Origin of the sequence: Marinobacter shengliensis (assembly GCF_003007715.1) — a bacterium.
Classification (GTDB): Bacteria; Pseudomonadota; Gammaproteobacteria; order Pseudomonadales; family Oleiphilaceae; genus Marinobacter; species Marinobacter shengliensis.
Genome location: NZ_PXNO01000027.1, coordinates 507,072 through 525,794 on the forward strand (window position 1 = coordinate 507,072; position 18,723 = coordinate 525,794).

20 protein-coding genes are annotated in these 18,723 nt (G+C 57.6%); 4 read left to right on the plus strand and 16 right to left on the minus strand.

Translation table 11 applies throughout. The annotated features are described in order from the left end of the window. The first annotated feature begins 230 nt into the window (after positions 1 to 230). Positions 231 to 1,241 carry a LysR family transcriptional regulator gene (locus C7H10_RS15440; protein WP_058089869.1) on the plus strand — a complete coding sequence of 337 codons (1,011 nt, stop codon included), beginning with the start codon at positions 231 to 233 and terminating at the stop codon, positions 1,239 to 1,241. Here C7H10_RS15440 and C7H10_RS15445 read toward each other — a convergent pair. From C7H10_RS15445 to C7H10_RS19435, 8 genes are all read right to left on the minus strand, one after another. Continuing rightward, positions 1,230 to 2,195, minus strand: coding sequence for a GNAT family N-acetyltransferase (locus C7H10_RS15445; protein ID WP_106695566.1), 966 nt, complete (start codon positions 2,193 to 2,195; stop codon positions 1,230 to 1,232). The genes C7H10_RS15440 and C7H10_RS15445 overlap by 12 nt on opposite strands. Before the next feature lie 3 nt (positions 2,196 to 2,198). Continuing rightward, a complete protein-coding gene (locus C7H10_RS15450) occupies positions 2,199 to 3,350 on the minus strand; it encodes a cupin domain-containing protein (RefSeq protein ID WP_058089545.1) in 1,152 nt (383 codons plus the stop codon). Between the two features lie 14 nt (positions 3,351 to 3,364). Continuing rightward, positions 3,365 to 4,732, minus strand: a complete 1,368-nt coding sequence (purB, locus tag C7H10_RS15455) for an adenylosuccinate lyase (protein ID WP_058089546.1) — start codon at positions 4,730 to 4,732, stop codon at positions 3,365 to 3,367. An 81-nt stretch (positions 4,733 to 4,813) separates the two neighbouring features. Continuing rightward, the gene (hflD, locus tag C7H10_RS15460; protein WP_058089547.1) at positions 4,814 to 5,434 is read right to left on the minus strand and encodes a high frequency lysogenization protein HflD; all 621 of its coding nucleotides are present in this window, start codon (positions 5,432 to 5,434) and stop codon (positions 4,814 to 4,816) included. Beyond that, on the minus strand, positions 5,431 to 6,609 hold the full coding sequence (gene mnmA, locus C7H10_RS15465) for a tRNA 2-thiouridine(34) synthase MnmA (protein WP_106695567.1): 1,179 nt from the start codon (positions 6,607 to 6,609) through the stop codon (positions 5,431 to 5,433). The genes hflD and mnmA overlap by 4 nt, the downstream gene beginning before the upstream one ends. 50 nt (positions 6,610 to 6,659) lie before the next feature. Beyond that, positions 6,660 to 7,109, minus strand: a complete 450-nt coding sequence (locus C7H10_RS15470) for an NUDIX hydrolase (RefSeq protein ID WP_072677511.1) — start codon at positions 7,107 to 7,109, stop codon at positions 6,660 to 6,662. Positions 7,110 to 7,111: 2 nt separating this feature from the next. Beyond that, positions 7,112 to 7,741, minus strand: coding sequence for a pseudouridine synthase (locus tag C7H10_RS15475; RefSeq protein WP_106695568.1), 630 nt, complete (start codon positions 7,739 to 7,741; stop codon positions 7,112 to 7,114). A 132-nt stretch (positions 7,742 to 7,873) separates the two neighbouring features. Further along, positions 7,874 to 8,185 carry a cold shock domain-containing protein gene (locus C7H10_RS19435; protein WP_058089870.1) on the minus strand — a complete coding sequence of 104 codons (312 nt, stop codon included), beginning with the start codon at positions 8,183 to 8,185 and terminating at the stop codon, positions 7,874 to 7,876. Positions 8,186 to 8,529: 344 nt separating this feature from the next. On the opposite strand from C7H10_RS19435, the gene clpS reads away from it, so the two are divergent. From clpS to C7H10_RS15495, 3 genes are all read left to right on the plus strand, one after another. After that, entirely contained in the window at positions 8,530 to 8,889 is a 360-nt protein-coding gene (gene clpS, locus C7H10_RS15485; protein WP_061330994.1) for an ATP-dependent Clp protease adapter ClpS, read from the plus strand. An 18-nt stretch (positions 8,890 to 8,907) separates the two neighbouring features. Continuing rightward, positions 8,908 to 11,178, plus strand: coding sequence for an ATP-dependent Clp protease ATP-binding subunit ClpA (gene clpA / locus C7H10_RS15490; RefSeq protein WP_058089552.1), 2,271 nt, complete (start codon positions 8,908 to 8,910; stop codon positions 11,176 to 11,178). Between the two features lie 241 nt (positions 11,179 to 11,419). After that, entirely contained in the window at positions 11,420 to 12,469 is a 1,050-nt protein-coding gene (locus C7H10_RS15495) for a putative solute-binding protein (RefSeq protein ID WP_244178303.1), read from the plus strand. A gap of 78 nt (positions 12,470 to 12,547) precedes the next feature. Here C7H10_RS15495 and infA read toward each other — a convergent pair whose 3' ends face one another. From infA to C7H10_RS15535, 8 genes are all read right to left on the minus strand, one after another. Continuing rightward, positions 12,548 to 12,766, minus strand: coding sequence for a translation initiation factor IF-1 (infA, locus tag C7H10_RS15500; protein WP_058089554.1), 219 nt, complete (start codon positions 12,764 to 12,766; stop codon positions 12,548 to 12,550). An 81-nt stretch (positions 12,767 to 12,847) separates the two neighbouring features. Continuing rightward, complete coding sequence (locus C7H10_RS15505; protein WP_061330995.1) at positions 12,848 to 13,561, minus strand: arginyltransferase; 714 nt, start codon at positions 13,559 to 13,561, stop codon at positions 12,848 to 12,850. Beyond that, a complete protein-coding gene (aat, locus tag C7H10_RS15510; protein WP_106695569.1) occupies positions 13,562 to 14,275 on the minus strand; it encodes a leucyl/phenylalanyl-tRNA--protein transferase in 714 nt (237 codons plus the stop codon). Between the two features lie 16 nt (positions 14,276 to 14,291). Beyond that, complete coding sequence (gene trxB, locus C7H10_RS15515; RefSeq protein WP_061330997.1) at positions 14,292 to 15,245, minus strand: thioredoxin-disulfide reductase; 954 nt, start codon at positions 15,243 to 15,245, stop codon at positions 14,292 to 14,294. A gap of 152 nt (positions 15,246 to 15,397) precedes the next feature. Then, the gene (locus C7H10_RS15520) at positions 15,398 to 16,309 is read right to left on the minus strand and encodes an AAA family ATPase (RefSeq protein ID WP_061330998.1); all 912 of its coding nucleotides are present in this window, start codon (positions 16,307 to 16,309) and stop codon (positions 15,398 to 15,400) included. A gap of 7 nt (positions 16,310 to 16,316) precedes the next feature. Next, complete coding sequence (locus tag C7H10_RS15525; protein ID WP_106695570.1) at positions 16,317 to 17,240, minus strand: carbon-nitrogen hydrolase; 924 nt, start codon at positions 17,238 to 17,240, stop codon at positions 16,317 to 16,319. Further along, positions 17,237 to 18,289, minus strand: coding sequence for an agmatine deiminase family protein (locus C7H10_RS15530; protein WP_106695571.1), 1,053 nt, complete (start codon positions 18,287 to 18,289; stop codon positions 17,237 to 17,239). Before C7H10_RS15530 ends, C7H10_RS15525 begins: the two co-directional genes overlap by 4 nt. Before the next feature lie 100 nt (positions 18,290 to 18,389). Further along, positions 18,390 to 18,692, minus strand: a complete 303-nt coding sequence (locus tag C7H10_RS15535; protein ID WP_106695572.1) for a hypothetical protein — start codon at positions 18,690 to 18,692, stop codon at positions 18,390 to 18,392. Between the last annotated feature and the right edge of the window lie 31 nt (positions 18,693 to 18,723).

Consider the following 18,723-nt stretch of genomic DNA (forward strand, 5'->3'; position numbering starts at 1 on the left):
CTCCGGATTACAGTGAACGGACCGCCTTTGCGGGCGCGCCTCTAATTGTCAGATATTATTGGGTAACGCCCTGAAAGCCTAGCAGAAATCTGGGCAATCGTCCGTTTCCGGTTGTAAGTACAGGAAATACTTCATTCATTTAATGAATTGTGGGTTTCCTGTATATTGGTCTGGTGAATGTGTGGGCGGGCCAGACCGGTGCCGCCACTCTGCTTTCCAGGATTTTTTGCATGGACATTTCCCGGGTAGATCTCAATCTGCTTGTATACCTTGACGTGCTGCTGCGTGAACGCAATGTCACCAAGGCCGCCAATCATCTGGGCATCACCCAGCCTGCTATGAGCAACGGTTTGCGCCGGTTACGGGATCTGTTTGGCGACCCGTTGCTGGTGCGTACCAGTGAAGGCATGACAGCCACGGAGCGGGCCCGGGAACTGCAGCCGTTGGTCCGTGGCATTCTGTCGGACATTGAACAGGCGGTGCAGGAGAAAACCCCCTTTGCTGCCCAGGAGAGCCAGCGGGTATTCCGTATCATGGCCAGTGACTACGCGGAATCCTGTCTGATGCCCAGGGTGTTGCGGCGGATTCGCCAGGAGGCGCCCCACGTTACCCTGGACGTGCTGACCCCCAGCGACGTGAGCTTTCTGGATGTGGAGCAGGGCCGGCTGGATATGGCCATCAACCGTTTCGACAAGATTCCTCAATCGTTCCACCAGAAAACCTTGTGGATCGAGTATTTTGCCTGCCTGATGAATGCCCGTAATCCCATTCTTAAAGAGCCGTTTACCCTGGATACCTACCTGGATGCCAGCCATATCTGGGTCAGTAAAACCGGTTTTGGTGTGGGCGTGGGGGTGAACCCCAAGGATGTCCAGCGGCTGGGGTGGGTAGACGAAGCCTTGGGGCGAATGGGCCGCAAGCGGCAGATCTCGGTTTTCACCCGGCATTATCAGGTGGCCATGTTGCTGGCGGAGCAGCATGACCTGATTGCCACTCTGCCATCTCGCGCGGCCTGGTTGCAGAAAGACAACCCGAACCTGGTGGTGAAGGTGCCACCGTTCGAGATTCCGCCGTTCGAGCTGAAAATGGCCTGGAGTCCATTACTGCAGCACAACAGCGATCATCAATGGTTGCGTAAGCTGATTGCCGAGGTGGCGGAAGAAGTGGACGAGGAGTTTGCACCCTTCGGTGCCAGATTTGAGTCGCCACAAGCTACCCCGGGGCTGCATTCAGAGCGGTAGTTCCCGAAGTTCCAGCGAGCCCCGGCCAGCATCCCACATGCGCTGGAAGGCTTCCTCCATGAGCTTGACCCGGCCCGGGTTGGCAAAATTGGCGAAGCCTTCCGGCTTATTGAAATCGTGGCGGTACAGTACACCCTCACGGTCTGCCAGCAGGAACGGCTGGTTTTCCATCGGATAATCGGTGTTGACCAACCGCAGCTCAATCCGGCTGGTGAGCCGGCGCATCAGCTCTACCAGTTGGTGCCGGCGTTTAACCAACGGCTTGTTATCGTGAATCAGGATGCGCACTTCGCTAAGCCGGTGCCGGCGAGCCACCGCAGAGATCAGTTCCCGTAACGGGTAGCGGTCGTAGAGGCCGTGATCAAGCACGTCGTCATACAGCCATATGCGTTGGCCGGCTTGGGCTACCAATGAGTCCATCAATTCCAGCATGGTGCTTTCATCGCCGAACAGCCAGCTTTCGGAATCCTCGCCAAGAATCAGTGGCTTCGCGCGTTGATCACCTGGATGACTGGCCAGTGTGGGAGCCAGGCAGCGCATATCCAGGTGGGGAATGCCAGCGTCATCATAGATATCCGAGCAGATGTGAAAGCCGAAGCGTTGGTAGAACCCGGTGGCGTGCTGCTGGGCGGAGAGTTTCAGTTCCTGGAAGCGACCAGCGGATTCGGCCAGCAGGTGTCTGAGCAGGGCATCACCAGCCCCCCGGCCACGATACTCCGGTAACACCGCCATACGACCGATGTAACCGGTTTCCTCCATTGTGGAGAAAAGGCGAGCGGTAGCCACCGGTGTGTTGCTGTCATCCACCGCCAGGTAATGGTCAGCAATCTCGTCGGTGTCGTCCCACTCCAGCTCCGGTGGCACCTGCTGTTCCTCAACGAACACCCGTTGGCGGATGTCCCTGATGGATGATGGCGCCAGTTGCCAGCTGTATTTTCGGAATCTCAGGTTCATGGCTTACTCGAAATACACCGAGCCCTGGTTGTACAGATTGGTTAGCAGGCCAAGCAAGGCCTCGTCGCCGGCAAACTCTGCCAGCGCGGCCATATTCATCCTGGCGCTGGCGCAGAGTAGTGGCGCCAGTGGCCGGGCATCGCCTTTCAGAAGGTATTGTTCGCCATCCACAAACAGGGCAGTTTCACTGTCCAGTTCATGATAGGCGAAGCGGGAACCCTCGTTCCAGCGCAGTTGCTCGCCGGCGCGGATGGCTTCAGCCAGATCTTCTGCTTCTGCAGGTTCATCCGCCGGCACCACAATTTCCAGGCTCTTGGGAGCGGTGGCGAACTGGCCAAACCACAGGGCCAGGTTGCGGCGATCACCCAGTTGTTCACGGATGATGGTGTCCAGGCGGTTGATGACCTCCGGGCCGATGGTACCGGGGTTGTCCTGTACTCGAAGGTCCGGGTCATCCAGATGCTCGGCGGCTTTTTCTTTCTGACTGAGAAAATCGGTAAAACTGGTGAGCAAGTCATCGATGGTCGGGGCACGAAAACCCACGGACAGAGTAATACAGTCGTCTTCAGCCACGCCGTGGTGGCCAATACCCGGGGGCAGGTACAGCATGTCGCCCGGGGCCAGGGTGACGGTTTCCTCGCCATCCCAGCTGCTCAGGATGCGCAGTGGGGTGCCTTCTACTCTCGGCGAGGTATGGTCACAGTGGCCGCCGAACGTCCAGCGCCGGTGGCCCTGGGCCTGCAGCAGGAAAACATCATACATGTCGTAGTGGGGGCCAACGCTGCCACCTTTCGGGGCGTAGCTGGCCATGATGTCATCCAGACGCCAGTTGGGAATGAAGCGGAAGTTGTCGAGCAGGTCGGCAATCTCCGGTACCCAGTGGTCCAGGCCCTGAACCAGTAAGGTCCAGTCCTGTTCCGGCAAGTCACTGAAGCGGTCCGGGTTGAAAGGACCGTTGTGCAGTTGCCAGGGTTTACCGGCATCGTTCTCGATCACGATGCGAGATTCCACTGCTTCCTCACAGGCTAGCCCGGCCAGTTCGTCCGGACTGACCGGACACCGGAAGCCGGGAAATGCCTGACGGATAACCAGCGGCTTCTTCTGCCAGTAGTCCCGCAGAAATTCAGAAGCTGTCAGTCCGCCAAGCATGTCCATGGTGTTGCTCCAGGTTAAATATTGCCGGCCTGTTCGACGGCATTACCAATGTAGGTGTCCGGTGTCAGGGCGCGCAGTTCGGCCTTGGCGTGCTCCGGAATATCCAGTGTTTCCACGAAATTCTTGATGACTTCCGGGCTCATGGCTTTGCCACGGGTCAAGTCTTTGAGCTTTTCGTAGGGTTTTTCGATGTTGTAACGGCGCATCACGGTCTGGATTGGCTCGGCCAGCACTTCCCAGGCGTTGTTCAGGTCCTCGTTGAGGCGGGCCGGGTTGATTTCCAGTTTGCCCAGGCCCTTCAGGGTAGCCTCATAGGCAATCAGGCTGTGAGCAAAGCCCACGCCCAGATTACGCAGCACTGTGGAGTCGGTCAGGTCACGCTGCCAGCGGGAGATTGGCAGCTTGGCAGACAGGTGGCTGAAGAGCGCGTTGGCGATGCCCAGGTTGCCCTCGGAGTTCTCGAAGTCGATGGGGTTTACCTTGTGGGGCATGGTGGAGGAGCCTATCTCGCCGGCCACTGTCTTCTGTTTGAAGTAGCCCAGGGAGATGTAACCCCAGATGTCCCGGTCCAGATCGATCAGGATGGTATTGAAGCGGGCAATGGCGTCATACAGTTCGGCGATGTAGTCGTGGGGTTCAATCTGGGTGGTGTACGGGTTCCAGTCCAGCCCCAGGCTCTCAATGAACTCTTCGGCGTTGGCTGCCCAGTCCACGTCCGGATAGGCGGACAGATGGGCGTTGTAGTTGCCGACCGCACCGTTGATCTTGCCCATGATTTCCACTTCGCGGATTTGCATCAACTGGCGGCGCAGGCGATACACCACGTTGGCCAGTTCCTTGCCGACGGTGGTGGGAGACGCGGTTTGTCCGTGGGTGCGGGACAGCATGGGCTGTTCGGCATGTTCCTTGGCCAGTTCGGCCAGTTTGTCGACGACTTTGTCCATGGCCGGCAACAGGCCGTGGTCCAGGCCTTCGCGCAGCATCAGCCCGTGAGACAGGTTATTGATGTCTTCGGAAGTGCAGGCAAAGTGAACGAATTCGGTCACCGCGTGCAGCTCGGGCACATCGGCGATCTTTTCTTTGATCAGGTACTCGACCGCTTTGACATCGTGGTTGGTGGTGCGTTCGATGTCCTTGATGCGCTCGGCGTCAGCCAGGCTGAATTCGCTGACCATTTTGTCCAGGAAGGCGTTGGCTTCGTCGGAGAATGCTGGCACTTCGGTAATGGCCGGGTGAGCGGCCAGTTTCTGCAACCAGCGGATTTCGACAGTTACCCGGTTACGGATCAGCCCGTATTCACTGAAGATGCTGCGAAATACGCTGACTTTACTGCCGTAGCGGCCATCGACCGGGGAAATGGCGGTCAGGGCGGTGAGTTCCATCGAAAACCTCTCAGTTCATCAAAGAAAAATCGGATCGGAAATATATGAAGGCGCTAATGATACACCAGAGGGCGCCGCGAATCAGCGCAGCAACTCCCGGGCGTGCATGATGACCTTTTTGCGTTTGAAGATCAGCTGCCAGCGGTGGCCGCCGCTCTGACGCCAGAGCACTGCCGAGCGGATACCAGCCAGCAACAGGGCGCGGACCTTCGCTGCATTTTCTTCCCGCTGCAGCACCTGGGGGTTGCCGCTGACCTGAATGCGTAGGCGGAACGTGCTGATGGTGTCTGTGTAAATGGACGCCAGATTGCCGATCAGGTTGCTGTGGGTGTATCCGAAGTGGCTGGCGGTATGCCGTGCCTGTTCAATCCGGCTGCCAATCACATCGAGCATGTCGCCGTCGCGCTTGAGTTTGGACTCAAGATGAACGAGGTTCAGCACGTAGCGCAGTATCTCGACATCCTGTGGGCGGCTCTGTTGCGCCAGTGAGGTAGACAGGGCCTCCAGGCCTTCACGGATGTCGGACAATTCGCCCCCGTAAACATCCAGGGTGGACGCGGGATCGGTGGCGAACAGAGAGCGTATGCAGGTTTCCAGGGACTCGTCGCTACAGCTGCCATTATGGGCAATCTGCCGCACCAGTGCTGCGGCCTGGAACAGGCCAGCCAACGCCAGGGTCTGGTCGTGCAGGGATTTGCTCATGCGCGGGCCCCTGCATCGACAGTTAGCTCCAGCCGTGATGGCAGCGCTTCGCCATCCCGCCAGGTGTGTTCTATCACGCCGCCGCCCAGGCAGACATCGCCCTGATAGAACACCACTGACTGGCCGGGGGTGACGGCCCGCTGGGCATCGTCAAAGACCACTTTGACGCCGCCTTCGATAACGGTCACTTCGCAGTCCTGATCTGGCTGGCGATAGCGGGTTTTTGCTTTGCAGCGGAAGCTCTGGGCGGGCGGCTCACCGGCCACCCAGTCAATGGCGCCAGACACAAGGCCGCGGGAAAACAACAGTGGGTGGTTCTTGCCCTGAACGGCAATCAGTACATTGCGGGACAGGTTTTTTTCAGCCACATACCAGGGCTCGTCACCAAATTCCGCGAGGCCGCCGATACCCAGCCCCTGGCGCTGGCCAATGGTGTGATACATCAGGCCCTGATGTTTGCCGATCACTTTGCCATCCGGTGTTTCGATGTCGCCGGGCTGGGCCGGCAGGTACTGTTTCAGGAAGTCGGTGAACTTGCGCTCGCCGATGAAGCAGATACCGGTAGAATCTTTTTTGTCGTGGGTAACAAAGCCTTGTTCCTCGGCAATACGGCGAACTTCCGGTTTTTCCAGCTCTCCTACCGGGAACAGGGTGCGCGCAATACGGTCACCAGACACCGCGTGCAGGAAGTAGCTCTGATCCTTGTTGGGGTCCAGACCCTTCAGCAGTTGAGCTTTTCCAGTGCCATCATTAAGAGGGCGCTGGCGGGTGTAGTGGCCGGTAGCGATGTAGTCGGCACCCAGGGTGACGGCATAATCCAGAAACGCCCGGAATTTCACTTCCTTATTGCACAGGATGTCCGGGTTGGGGGTGCGCCCTGCGCTGTATTCTGACAGAAAGTGCTCAAACACCCGGTCCCAGTATTCAGCCGCAAAACTGGCGGTGTGCAGCTTGATACCAATGGCATCCGCCACTGCCTGGGCATCGGCGAGGTCGGTCATGGCGGTGCAGTACTCAGTACCGTCGTCTTCATCCCAGTTTTTCATGAACAGGCCTTCCACCTGGTAGCCCTGGTCTTTCAACAGCCAGGCGGCAACAGAGGAGTCCACGCCGCCGGACATGCCGACAATCACGCGGGTGTTCTTGGGAGTACTGGAGTCAGGATTCTGGATCATGAGCCTTTCGGTAGCCGGTTGAAAACGGCGATTTTATCATCTTGTGGTGGTTACGTCTGGTCATCCACCACTACATCAAGGGGGAATTGCCGGCCATTTCGGTAATCCTCGATACAGCGCAGCACCAAAGGGCTGCGGAGCTTGTCGCCGAGTCCCCGAATTTCTTCAATGCTGAGCCAGTGCGGCTGGATAATGCCGGTGTCCAGCTCCGTGGTGACCTGCTTTGTCGCGCGGGCGGCGTAGCAAAAGCGGTGATAGGTAACGCCGTTGGCCGGTGCTTTATAAGTGTATACGCCCAAAAAGAATTGAGGCTCCACTTCCCAGCCGGTCTCTTCCAGGGTTTCACGGCGCACCGCATCCAGCACGGCTTCGTTTTCTTCAATGTGGCCCGCTGGTTGATTGAACACCACTTTGCCGTTGCTGATTTCCTCAACCAGCAGGAACTGACCCTGTTCGTTTTCGACCACAACGGCGACGGTGGCATGGGGTTTCCAGGTCATGGTTAACGAGGTCTCCTGTGTCTGACCGGCCGGGATTTCGGGCGGCCGGGTTTCGGTTTGCCGGTTGCGGGGCTGTCAGGCAGGTGCACGGTCTCAAGCCGATACTGCCCGGGCTCGAGATTGTCGAGTGTCCAGTCACCAATCCGGTACCGAATAAGTCTAAGGGTAGGGTGGCCAACGGCTGCTGTCATGCGCCGTACCTGGCGGTTACGGCCTTCGGTGATGGTGAGCTCAAGCCAGCTGGTCGGAATGGTTTCCCGGTGCCGGACGGGCGGAACCCTGGGCCAGACGGTCGGTTCGTTCATTCGGCGGGCTGTAGCGGGCCGGGTTAACCCATCTTTCAGCTTGACACCCTGACAAAGCTGCTCAATGGCCTGCTGGGAAATCTCACCATCCACCTGAACCCAGTAGGTTTTTGGCATTTTGTTGTCAGGTGCGGCAATTCGATGTTGCAGGGGGCCGTGATTGGTCAGCAGAAGCAAGCCTTCAGAGTCGTAGTCCAACCGGCCAGCGGGGTAGAAGCCGGGTTTCTTGATCCAGTCGGCAAGTGTTGCGCGGGGGTTGTTCTGGCGTTCGTCGGTGAACTGACTTAATACCTGAAATGGCTTGTTGAAAAGAATCAGCTCCGCCATGCACGGGGTCCTGTCTCGCTAACGGGTGCTCGAAAGCGGCAAGCGTAAAGGATAAAACCCTGTGAAAAAAGCATAAAAAAACGTACCTGCCAGCTGAACTGGCAGGTGAGAGTGATTGGCCAAGGCGCCTTCTCAGGCGTTAACGGCTCTGGGCGGATATCCGTCCCGGCCTGACGATTGGTCCCGGGAGGACGGCTCAGACTGCTTGCCCCCAATTTCAGAGGGCTGCTTCGCCTGAGTTTCGTCAGGAACGATATTGACGGCGTGCACCCCTTTGTCACTGGGCTTTTTCTCAAAGGTGACCGCCTGGCCAGCTTTCAGCGTTTTGTAGCCGTCCATTTGCACCGAAGAGAAGTGGGCGAACAGGTCATCGCTGCAGCCGTCTTCGATGATAAAGCCGTATCCCTTGGCGTTGTTGAACCATTTGACCTTGCCTCTAGGCATGATGAACTCCCCTGTTCCTTTGCTGTCACTCTTATTATTGGAATTGCTGCCTGAGACCCGGACGGGCCGGGTCATAAATGGTGCGATTCGGCATGGCAGGTGTCGCTTGCTGTTACATGCCGGTTGCACAGGTTTACATTATTTTACAATGCACCTTAACTGTCGGCCAAACCCGGGCTCGAGTCAAGGGGCAGTAGTCGCCGAATGAGTGGTTCAACAAGGTCCGGAAGCGGTATCATGTCCGTACTGATAAATAACTCACGCTTGAACCGGGCTTTCGCTTGAAAACCGGGTTGCGGGCAACCACATTTAGTCAGGAAACCGAATAACCGGTAAACAGAACCATGCGGACAATTGAGAATTCTCTACTAGTATTTAATCAGGGGGAGGACGAACAGCCCGGGCGTCATGAAGGTGTTAGTGTTGCGCCCGAGAAGCCAGCTCTGAAGCGCCCGGCCCGGTATCGGGTTGTGCTCCTGAACGATGACTACACACCCATGGATTTCGTGGTGGATGTACTGATGAAGTTCTTCGGAATGAACGAAGAAAAGGCGACGCAGGTGATGCTGCTCGTCCATACGCAGGGAAAAGCCGTATGTGGGGTATATACCCGTGACATCGCGGAAACAAAGGCGGCACAGGTGAACCAGTATTCTTCGGAATGCGAGCATCCGCTCCTTTGCGAGATTGAACGTGCGGACTGATAGACGGCGGGGTGGCCCATGCTGAGCAAAGATCTTGAAATTACGCTGAATACGGCCTTCAAAAATGCCCGTGATAAGCGCCATGAATTCATGACGGTCGAGCATTTGTTGCTGGCTCTCCTCGATAACGAATCGGCGGTGGGTGTCCTCAAAGCCTGTGGTGCAGATCTCAAGCGCCTTGAAGATGAACTGGTCGAATTTGTCGACTCCACTACACCATTAATTCCAAGCACAGACAGCGAGCGTGAAACCCAGCCAACGCTGGGATTCCAGCGCGTGCTGCAGCGAGCGGTATTCCACGTCCAGTCCTCTGGCAAAAAAGAGGTGACCGGTGCCAATGTACTGGTGGCTATCTTCAGCGAGCAGGAGAGCCAGGCGGTATATGTCCTGAAGAAGCAGAGCATCGCCCGGATTGATGTGGTCAATTTCGTTTCCCACGGTATCTCCCGGGTTCAGGGCGCGGAAGACCAGGAAGGCGCGGACCATGCTGCCCATGAAGAGGCCGGCGAGGAAGGCTCCCAGTCCAGGCCGCTGGAAAGCTATGCCACCAATCTGAACGAGCAGGCCCGTCAGGGCCGCATCGACCCGTTGATTGGTCGCGAGCACGAAGTAGAGCGTGTGGTCCAGATACTGGTGCGTCGTCGCAAGAACAATCCGTTGTTGGTGGGCGAGGCCGGTGTTGGCAAGACCGCTATTGCCGAAGGACTGGCCAAGCGAATTGTGGATGGCCAGGTACCGGAGATCATTTCCGATGCGGTGGTGTATTCCCTGGATATGGGCGCCCTGCTGGCGGGCACCAAGTACCGGGGCGATTTTGAGAAGCGCCTGAAGGGCTTGCTGAGTGATCTGAAGAAGCAGAATCACGCCATTCTGTTTATTGACGAGATCCACACCATCATTGGAGCAGGTTCGGCCTCGGGCGGGGTGATGGATGCGTCCAACCTGCTCAAGCCCATGCTGAGCTCCGGGGAGTTGCGTTGCATCGGCTCCACCACCTTCCAGGAGTTCCGCGGCATCTTTGAGAAAGACAGTGCTCTGGCACGTCGCTTCCAGAAGATCGATGTGAACGAGCCAAGTGTCGAGGATACCTACCAGATTCTCAAAGGGCTGAAGCCGAGCTTCGAGAAGCACCACGACCTGAAGTACACCGACAAGGCGCTTCGGGTGGCTGCTGAGCTGGCGGACCGCTACATTACCGACAGGCATCTGCCAGACAAGGCCATCGATGTGATCGACGAAGCCGGCGCAAGGCAGCGCCTGCAGCCGGAAGACAAGCGCAAGAAGACCATTGATGTTACCGACATCGAAGACGTGGTCGCGAACATCGCCCGGATTCCGCCGAAGAACGTGTCCACCAGCGACAAGGATCTGCTGCGTAACCTTGAGCGCGATCTGAAAATGGTGGTATTCGGACAAGACCCGGCCATCGAATCTCTGGCCACGGCGATCAAGCTGGCCCGTGCCGGCTTGAAAGCGCCGGAGAAACCGGAAGGCGCCTTCCTGTTTGCGGGCCCAACCGGGGTTGGTAAAACAGAAGTGACCAAACAGCTGGCGAAGGTGCTTGGCATTGAGCTGGTGCGGTTCGACATGTCTGAGTACATGGAGCGGCATACCGTGTCTCGGCTGATTGGTGCGCCTCCCGGTTATGTCGGCTATGACCAGGGTGGCCTGCTGACCGAGGCGGTTAACAAGCACCCGCACTGCGTGTTGTTACTGGATGAAATTGAAAAGGCGCACCCGGAAGTGTTCAACCTGCTGCTGCAGGTGATGGACCACGGCACCCTGACCGACAACAACGGTCGGAAGGCCGATTTCCGCCATGTGATTCTGGTGATGACTACCAACGCCGGTGCCGAGAGTATGGCTCGCCGTTCCATTGGCTTCAGCGAGCAGGATCACAGCACCGATGGCATGGAAGTGATCACCAAGACCTTTACGCCGGAGTTCCGTAACCGCCTGGACGGCATTATCCAGTTTGCCGACCTGCAGAAGGAAACGATCACCCACGTAGTCGACAAGTTCCTGACCGAACTTCAGGCCCAGCTGGATGAGAAGCACGTGGTGCTGCACGTGGACCATGCGGCTAAATCCTGGCTGGCAGAGAAGGGCTACGATGTCACCATGGGTGCCAGACCGATGGCTCGCCTGATTCAGGACAAGATCAAGCGGCCGCTGGCTGAGCAGATCCTGTTTGGCCGATTGTCGGAGAAGGGCGGGGACGTGTTCATTCAGTTGAAGGACGATGAACTGGTCTTTGACTATGAGGACGAGCCAGCCGAAGCGGTCTGACCGCAATCGTTGGTAATGGAAGCCGCTGCCGGGCTATGTCCGGCAGCGGTTTTTTTTGTGGTGCGCCTTGACGGGCGCTGTCTTGGTGCAGGTGGGCTGGCTGTTAACCGGTTGACCGAAGCATGCCCCAGCGCCTGGCCGTGCTGTCAATCCATTTCAGGGCAACTTCTGTCAGTTTAAGGCAAAGAATGCGTGGTGATTTGCCACGGTTTGCCAATAACAACGATAAGGAAGCAGCCCAATGAGGACGTTCCGTCAATTCTCCCTTACCCTGGCAGTGATTTTTGGTCTGTTGGTGCTCCTGGTTCGCCCGGCACTGGCGGCTACCGAAAGAAAGCAGTTCTGCGTATTTGATGTGGCCGGCGCTAACGGCTTTGTCTATCAGTTACTTCGTGATTACCAGCGCGGCGCAGTCTCCGCAGGTACATCTCTGGTGATGCAGCCCTACACCGATGAAGACCTGGCCATCAGGGACTTTCGCGAGGGCCAGTGTGACCTGGTGGCACTCACCGATATGGGGGTGCGGCATTTCAACGATTTTACCGGTTCGATCAGCGCCATCGGTGCTGTACCTTATTATGAAGACTTGCGGGTCTTGCTGCATGGTCTTGCCAGCCCGCGTATCGCGAGGCACCTGAGCCAGGATGGCTATGAGGTGCTTGGTGTCGCGCCCATGGGCGCGGCTTACCTGTTCGTCAATGACCGGGCCATTAACCACGTTGAAGCGCTCAAGGGTAAACGCATCACGGTTTTTGAAGGCCACCATGATGCCCGACATATGGTGGAGTTTGTGGGTGCCGAGCCGGTGCCGGCGAAGATCTCGAACTTTGCCCGGGTTTTCAACTCAGGTCAGGCTGACATGAGCTATGCGCCGGCAGCGGCCTGGGAAGTGCTTGAAATGTTCCGTGGGGCAGGCGATCGGGGTGGCATCATTCGCTACCCAGTCGGTCAGGTGACAATACAGCTGGTGGCGCGGGAAGGTGCATTCAGTCCCGAGTTTGTTCGGGAGTCCCGGAAACTGATGGCCCGGCTCTATCCTGATGCCATCAGGGTTATTCGGCAATTCGAGGACCGTATACCAAGTGATCGGTGGGTGGATATTGGTCCGGAGGACATGCTGGAGTATCAGGAAATGCTCAGGCAGGTACGCATAGATCTACTGTCGAATAAAGGGCAAGAGGCCCAGTTGGCCGCCGCTGTTTATCACGAAGATATGATGACGATTCTGCGCAAGATACGTTGTTATACAAACCCGGGTGCCATGGAATGCTCGGATCAGAACCGCGAATGATGGTCAGCGAACGCCCGACTTACCAGATCTAACAAAAAAGCCCCGCAGAAGCGGGGCTTTTCAGATGTCACTGGAGCATTAACGGGCGCGGTACACAATGCGGCCCTTGCTCAGGTCATAGGGAGTCAGCTCAACCTTGACCTTGTCGCCTGTCAGGATGCGGATGTAGTTCTTGCGCATTTTTCCTGAGATGTGAGCGGTTACAACGTGACCGTTGGCCAGCTCAACGCGGAACATGGTGTTGGGAAGGGTGTCGATAATAACCCCTTCCATTTCAATGACATCTGATTTCGCCATTCAGTAAAAACCTCGTTCGGGAATGCTTTCGGTGATTTTAAATTGCGCAATTCTGCCTGATTTCTTAACGTTTGGCAAAAATCAGTCCAATTGCATCTCTCGCCAGTGGCCGTCGCGCAGGGCTTCGATCGGGGTAAAGCGGGTTTTGTAGTTCATTTTCCGGCATTCTTTGATCCAGTACCCCAGATAAAGATGGGGCAATTCCCGCCGGCGGGCTTCTTCAATTTGCCAGAGCACGGCAAAGGTTCCCAGGCTTCGGTGTTCCAGTTCCGGGGCGAATATGGTGTAGATGGCCGACAGGCCATCGTCCAGCAGATCCACGGCGGCCAGCCCCACCAGTTCACTGTCCAGGGAAATCTCCAGGAACCAGGAGTCTGTTGCCCCCTCTACCAGAAACGACATGAACTGCTCCCGGGAGGGTGGGTACATGTCTCCGTCCTCATGGCGTTCTTCTATATAGTGGGCATAGAGGCGATAGTAGCGCTCGCTGAAGGCGGCTGGCACCAGTCTGCAACTGAGGTCCTGGTTCTTGCGCAGCACCCGCCGTTGATTGCGATCAGGTTTGAACTCATCCACTTTCAGGCGAACAGGTACACAGGCATTGCAGTCTTCACAGTGGGGGCGGTAGTAATGTGAGCCGCTGCGACGAAAGCCAAGGGCCGTCAACTGGCTGTAGAGTTTCTTGTCGATGTGGGCCCGTGGGTCCACAAACATGGTGGTGGCTTCGCGGTCTGGCAGGTAGCTGCAATCATGGGCTGGTGTTGCAAAGAAAACCAGGGTTCTGAGGTTGCTCATTCATGCCTCCGGGCCAGGCCAGCGCCAGGTGAATGTCCAGTCTGGCTGATCCGCTTTCCGATCCACACATGCCCTGAGTATAGATAAAAATTCCGCCCGCGGGATAGCCCTGGCACCCATGCTCAGCAGGTGGCTGCTCTCAACCTGGCAGTCCATCATCTGGTAGCCCCAGACCGCCAGTTGGTTGGCAAGGTGTACCATGAGCACTTTGGAGGCATTGGTCTCCAGAGAAAACATCGACTCTCCGAAGAAGCATCGCCCCAGGGCCAGGCCGTACATGCCGCCAGCCAGCTCGCCCTGTTGATTCCAGATTTCAATGGAGTGGGCGATGCCTTGCCGGTGTAGCCTGGTGTACGCGGTGACCATGTCATCGGTGATCCAGGTGCCCTCGGCACGGGTATTGGCGCAAAGGCGGATGATCCGGCTGAAACACTGATCGGCGGTGACCTCGAAACGACGCTGGTTCAGGGTGCGCCGCAGGCTACGGGAGATATGAATCTCGTTGGGGAAGAGCACGCACCGTGGGTTGGGCGACCACCAGAGGATGGGCTGGTCGTCACTGAACCAGGGAAAGATGCCGTTGCGATAAGCCAGCAACAGTCGCTCTGATGACAGGTCGCCACCCAGGGCCAGCAGGCCGTCCGGGTCGTCCAGTGCTTCGTCTGCCGGGGGGAACCAGAGCTGATCCGGGTCCAGCCAGGGTAGCGACGTCATGTTGCGATTACCTGGATCAGTCCTGTTGATCCAGGAATTTTTCAGCATCCAGGGCGGCCATGCAGCCAAAACCGGCAGAAGTAACCGCCTGGCGGTATACATGATCAGCCACGTCGCCGGCGGCAAACACGCCGGGAATGCTGGTTTGGGTTGCCATGCCATTGAGCCCGGAATTGATGCGGATGTAACCGTTATCCATCTCGAGCTGGCCTTCAAACAGGCCGGTGTTGGGCTTGTGGCCAATGGCGATGAAGACACCGGCCAGTTCCATATCCTGAGTGCTGCCGTCTTCCATGCTCCGGATGCGCATGCCGGTAACGCCGGTGCCATCGCCCAGAACTTCGTCCAACGTATGGTTCCAGACAATCTTCACATTGCCGTTTTCTGCTTTCTCGAACAGTTTATCCTGCAGGATCTTCTCGGCTCGCAGTTTGTCCCTGCGATGAACCAGGGTCACCTCGTCAGCGATGTTGGAGAGATACAAAGCCTCTTCCACTGCCGTATTGCCGCCACCAATCACCGCGACTTTCTGTTTCCGGTAGAAAAAACCATCGCATGTGGCGCAAGCCGACACGCCCTGACCTTTAAACTTCTCCTCGGATTCCAGCCCGAGATACATGGCAGATGCGCCTGTGGCGATAATCAGGGCGTCACAGGTGTACTCTCCGCCATCACCTTTCAGCCGGAACGGGCGGTTGTTCAGGTCAGCTTCGTTGATGGTGTCGTAGATAATGTTGGTTTCGAAGCGTTCAGCATGCATCTGCATGCGCTGCATCAGTTCCGGGCCCTGAACGCCATCGTTATCGCCCGGCCAGTTGTCCACATCGGTGGTGGTGGTGAGCTGACCGCCCACTTCAATACCGGTAATCAGTGTTGGGTTCAGGTTGGCGCGGGCCGCATACACGGCAGCGGTGTAGCCGGCCGGGCCGGAGCCAAGAATGATCAGTCGTGAGTGTCGGGTTTCGCTCATGGAATGCTCGCTGGTAATTAGGAGTCAGGTTCAGTCCGGCCGTGCGGACTGTTGATTAATTAAGAAGTCGAAAGGCTAACATGAAATAACCAGGCTGCCATTCGTTTCCGATAATGCGGCCAATTAAGCTTCGCTATATGGGCATTGCGGAATTATTCAAGTACTGAGACGGTGGTCAGCAGCTGCCGGACCCTTTCTTTGCTTTTGCCGGACTCTCCCTGCTCGAGGCGATGCTCGGCAACGGACGGGAAAACCGCCTGGATATCGTCTGGCAACACATGGTTGCGGCCTGCCATCAGTGCCCAGGCTTTGGCGGCCCGGAGCAGACCGAGGCCAGCCCTCGGGGAAAGGCCATACAGCAGGCCGGGCATGCGACGGCTTTGTTCGAGCAGACGCTGGAGGTAATCCAGCAGGGCCGGGCTGGCAGTGACCTCGTCCACGGCACCTTGCAGTGCCTGCAGTTGGTCGTGGGGGAGGATGGCCTGGAGCCTGTCTGTGAGGGTCTTGCGATCCTCGCCTTCCAGCAGTTCCCGCTCGGCCTTCGGATCCGGATACCCCAGGCGCAGGCGCATCAGGAAGCGGTCAAGCTGGGATTCGGGCAGCGGAAAGGTGCCGCCCTGTTCGATGGGGTTCTGGGTGGCAATCACGAAAAACGGCGAGGGCAGTGGCCGGGTTTCGCCCTCAATGGACACCTGTCGCTCTTCCATGGCTTCCAGCAACGCGCTTTGAGTACGGGGCGAGGCCCGGTTGATCTCGTCTGCCAGTACAACTTGGGCAAAAATCGGGCCCGGATGAAATACTAGGCTGCCGGCCTGCTTGTCATACATGGAATAGCCCAGAACATCGGCGGGTAGCAGATCGTTGGTGAACTGGATGCGCTGATAACTCAGGCCCATGATCTTGGCCAGGGCGTGGGACAGGGTGGTTTTGCCCATCCCGGGAATGTCCTCGATCAGCAGGTGGCCGCGGGCCAGTAATCCACACAGGGCCAGCCGAACCTGGGTGTCCTTGCCCAACAGTATTTTGTTGAGTTCGGTAACAACGCTGTCCATCTTTTGTTTCATGCAGGCCTCAGTCCCGTACCCGTTTCAGAATGTCTTCGTAGGCATCAATGCGACGATCACGGAGATACGGCCAGATTCGCCGAACGGATTCGGTACGGTTGCGATCAAGGGTGGCTGTCAGAATGCACTCGCTGTGGTCATCTCCCCTGGCCAGGAATTCGCCCTGGGGGCCACAGATGAAGCTGTTGCCCCAGAATCGGATGCCATCACCCTGGCCGGTGGGATCCGGTTCGGTGCCAACACGATTGGGAGCAATAACGGGTAGGTTGTTGGCAACGGCATGGCCCCTTTGCACCGTGACCCAGGCTTCCAGCTGCCGGGCCTGTTCTTCGGGGTCGTCGGTGATGTCCCAACCGATGGCGGTGGGGTAGATCAGGATATCGGCACCGGCCAGTGCCATCAGGCGGGCTGCCTCCGGGTACCACTGGTCCCAGCACACCAGAACTCCGAGCTTTCCGATAGAGGTATTGATCGGGGTGAAGCCGCTGCGGCCGTCATTGACCCTGGCGTCTCCGGGAGTGAAATAGAATTTCTCGTAGAAGCCCGGGTCATCGGGGATGTGCATCTTGCGGTAGATGCCAGCCAGACTGCCGTCGGTATCAAACACCACGGAGGTATTGTGGTAGACGCCGTTCATGCGCCGTTCGAAGATGGAGCCGACCAGGACAATCTCCAGTTCGCCAGCGAGGTCTGCCAGCCGGTTGCTGGTGGGGCCGGGAATGGGCTCCGCCAGTTCAAAAATGTCTGTGTCTTCTGTCTGGCAGAAATACAGCGTGGCATGCAGCTCTTGCAGCACCACCAGTTGTGCGCCGCCCTTGGCGGCTTCACGGATCAGTTTCTCAGACGTGGCGAGGCTGGCAGCCTTGTCGTCGGTACACTTTTGCTGGATAGCAGCAATCTTCAGCTGCGGGTTCTCGGGCCGGCTAGTCATAGCGTGACCACTCCTGCGGGAATCTGCATGGTGACACAGTGAAGGCTGCCGTGCTGGTGGATCAGCGGGCGGCAGTTGATCGCAACAATCTCCCGGTCAGGGAAAATGCCGGCCATGATTCGGATGGCTTCCTGGTCTTGCGGTACATCGTACACAGGCAACAGAACCGCGCCATTGATGATCAGAAAGTTGGCGTAGGTGGCGGGCAGGCGATCGCCGTCTTCATCATGGATGGCATCCGGCCAGGGCAGGGCAGTCAGTTTATAGGGGCTGCCATCCTTCTGTCGGAACTCCTGCAGCTCTTCTTCCATGGCCGCCAGCGCGCTGTAATGTTCATCGGCTGCGTCCGGACAGGTGACGTAGCAGATGTGGTCGGGGGCGCAGAATCGAGCCAGGGTGTCGATGTGGCTATCCGTATCGTCACCGGCCAGGTAGCCGTGGTTCAGCCAGAGAATCCGATCGGCCCCCAGAAGTTCCGACAGCAGCTGTTCAATAGCCGAGCGGTCCATGGAGGGATTTCGGGACGGTGTCAGCATGCATTCGCTGGTGGTCAGGACCGTGCCCTGGCCGTCGGATTCGATGGAGCCGCCCTCCAGAAAGAAGTCCACAGACTGCAAACGATGGTTGCCGAAGGCGCCGGCATTCGCCAGGTGCTGGTTAAGCGCGTTGTCTTTTTCCCACGGAAACTTGCCACCCCAGGCGTTGAACCGGAAGTCCAGCAGGGTGAGGCCGTCGCCGGTGTCGACCGTTATCGGGCCATGATCCCGCGCCCAGGTGTCGTTAGCGGGTGCCGGGACGGTGATCACACGCCCCGGAAGGCCATTCTCTTCTGCGAAATGGTTCAGTTCCTGGCCGAGTTTCTGCAGCCGTGCCACGAATTCACAGCTGATCAGCAGATGCTCAAATCGAAGCACCTGCCGGGCAATATTCAGGAAAACTGGCTCGACTTCGTTCATTATCCGAGCCCAGTCAGTGCCCGGGTGAGGCCAGGTCAACATGACTGCGCTTTGGGGCGCCCACTCCGCAGGCAACACTCGCTTGGATGTCACTGTATTTGTCACCTTGGTTCGCAAAAGCCGCCATTCTATCTGACCATTGCCACAACGTCAGGCCATGGGCGGAGAAAATTGAACCTTTGTCCGGAGGGGATTAGCGGTTGCGCTTGACGACAGTGTGCAGCACCCGGTCGTGTTCGAAATAGACGATAAAATTGGAGTAGTGCCACTGGCTGATTGGAGGCTCACCTACTGGCCCCTGGATATCCTGAGGAGCGCCCCAGCGGTTGCGAACCGAGGCCTGGGTCATGCCGGTGGTCGGCAGGCTGACCTGGCTGCGATCGGCCTGGCTGCCAACGGGAATTTTCAGCTGTTCGGCGTGCAGGTTGGATGCCAGGCCGGCCGACATAAGGGACGTCAATGCCACGGCGGTGATCAGGTTTCGCTTGTTCTTCATTGGGTTCTCCATTAATGCCTGGTTCCCGCGA

Coding starts and splice junctions, on each gene's coding strand:
- purB (WP_058089546.1), bottom strand. CDS start 4,732: ATGGAACTCACCGCCCTGACCGCCATTTCCCCGGTCGATGGCCGCTAC.
- C7H10_RS15525 (WP_106695570.1), bottom strand. CDS start 17,240: ATGACTAGCCGGCCCGAGAACCCGCAGCTGAAGATTGCTGCTATCCAG.
- C7H10_RS15470 (WP_072677511.1), bottom strand. CDS start 7,109: ATGACCTGGAAACCCCATGCCACCGTCGCCGTTGTGGTCGAAAACGAA.
- hflD (WP_058089547.1), bottom strand. CDS start 5,434: ATGAGCAAATCCCTGCACGACCAGACCCTGGCGTTGGCTGGCCTGTTC.
- clpS (WP_061330994.1), top strand. CDS start 8,530: ATGCGGACAATTGAGAATTCTCTACTAGTATTTAATCAGGGGGAGGAC.
- C7H10_RS15520 (WP_061330998.1), bottom strand. CDS start 16,309: ATGAAACAAAAGATGGACAGCGTTGTTACCGAACTCAACAAAATACTG.
- infA (WP_058089554.1), bottom strand. CDS start 12,766: ATGGCGAAATCAGATGTCATTGAAATGGAAGGGGTTATTATCGACACC.
- C7H10_RS15535 (WP_106695572.1), bottom strand. CDS start 18,692: ATGAAGAACAAGCGAAACCTGATCACCGCCGTGGCATTGACGTCCCTT.
- trxB (WP_061330997.1), bottom strand. CDS start 15,245: ATGAGCGAAACCCGACACTCACGACTGATCATTCTTGGCTCCGGCCCG.
- C7H10_RS15495 (WP_244178303.1), top strand. CDS start 11,420: ATGAGGACGTTCCGTCAATTCTCCCTTACCCTGGCAGTGATTTTTGGT.
- C7H10_RS15475 (WP_106695568.1), bottom strand. CDS start 7,741: ATGGCGGAGCTGATTCTTTTCAACAAGCCATTTCAGGTATTAAGTCAG.
- aat (WP_106695569.1), bottom strand. CDS start 14,275: ATGACGTCGCTACCCTGGCTGGACCCGGATCAGCTCTGGTTCCCCCCG.
- C7H10_RS19435 (WP_058089870.1), bottom strand. CDS start 8,185: ATGCCTAGAGGCAAGGTCAAATGGTTCAACAACGCCAAGGGATACGGC.
- C7H10_RS15450 (WP_058089545.1), bottom strand. CDS start 3,350: ATGGACATGCTTGGCGGACTGACAGCTTCTGAATTTCTGCGGGACTAC.
- C7H10_RS15505 (WP_061330995.1), bottom strand. CDS start 13,561: ATGAGCAACCTCAGAACCCTGGTTTTCTTTGCAACACCAGCCCATGAT.
- C7H10_RS15440 (WP_058089869.1), top strand. CDS start 231: ATGGACATTTCCCGGGTAGATCTCAATCTGCTTGTATACCTTGACGTG.
- C7H10_RS15445 (WP_106695566.1), bottom strand. CDS start 2,195: ATGAACCTGAGATTCCGAAAATACAGCTGGCAACTGGCGCCATCATCC.
- mnmA (WP_106695567.1), bottom strand. CDS start 6,609: ATGATCCAGAATCCTGACTCCAGTACTCCCAAGAACACCCGCGTGATT.
- clpA (WP_058089552.1), top strand. CDS start 8,908: ATGCTGAGCAAAGATCTTGAAATTACGCTGAATACGGCCTTCAAAAAT.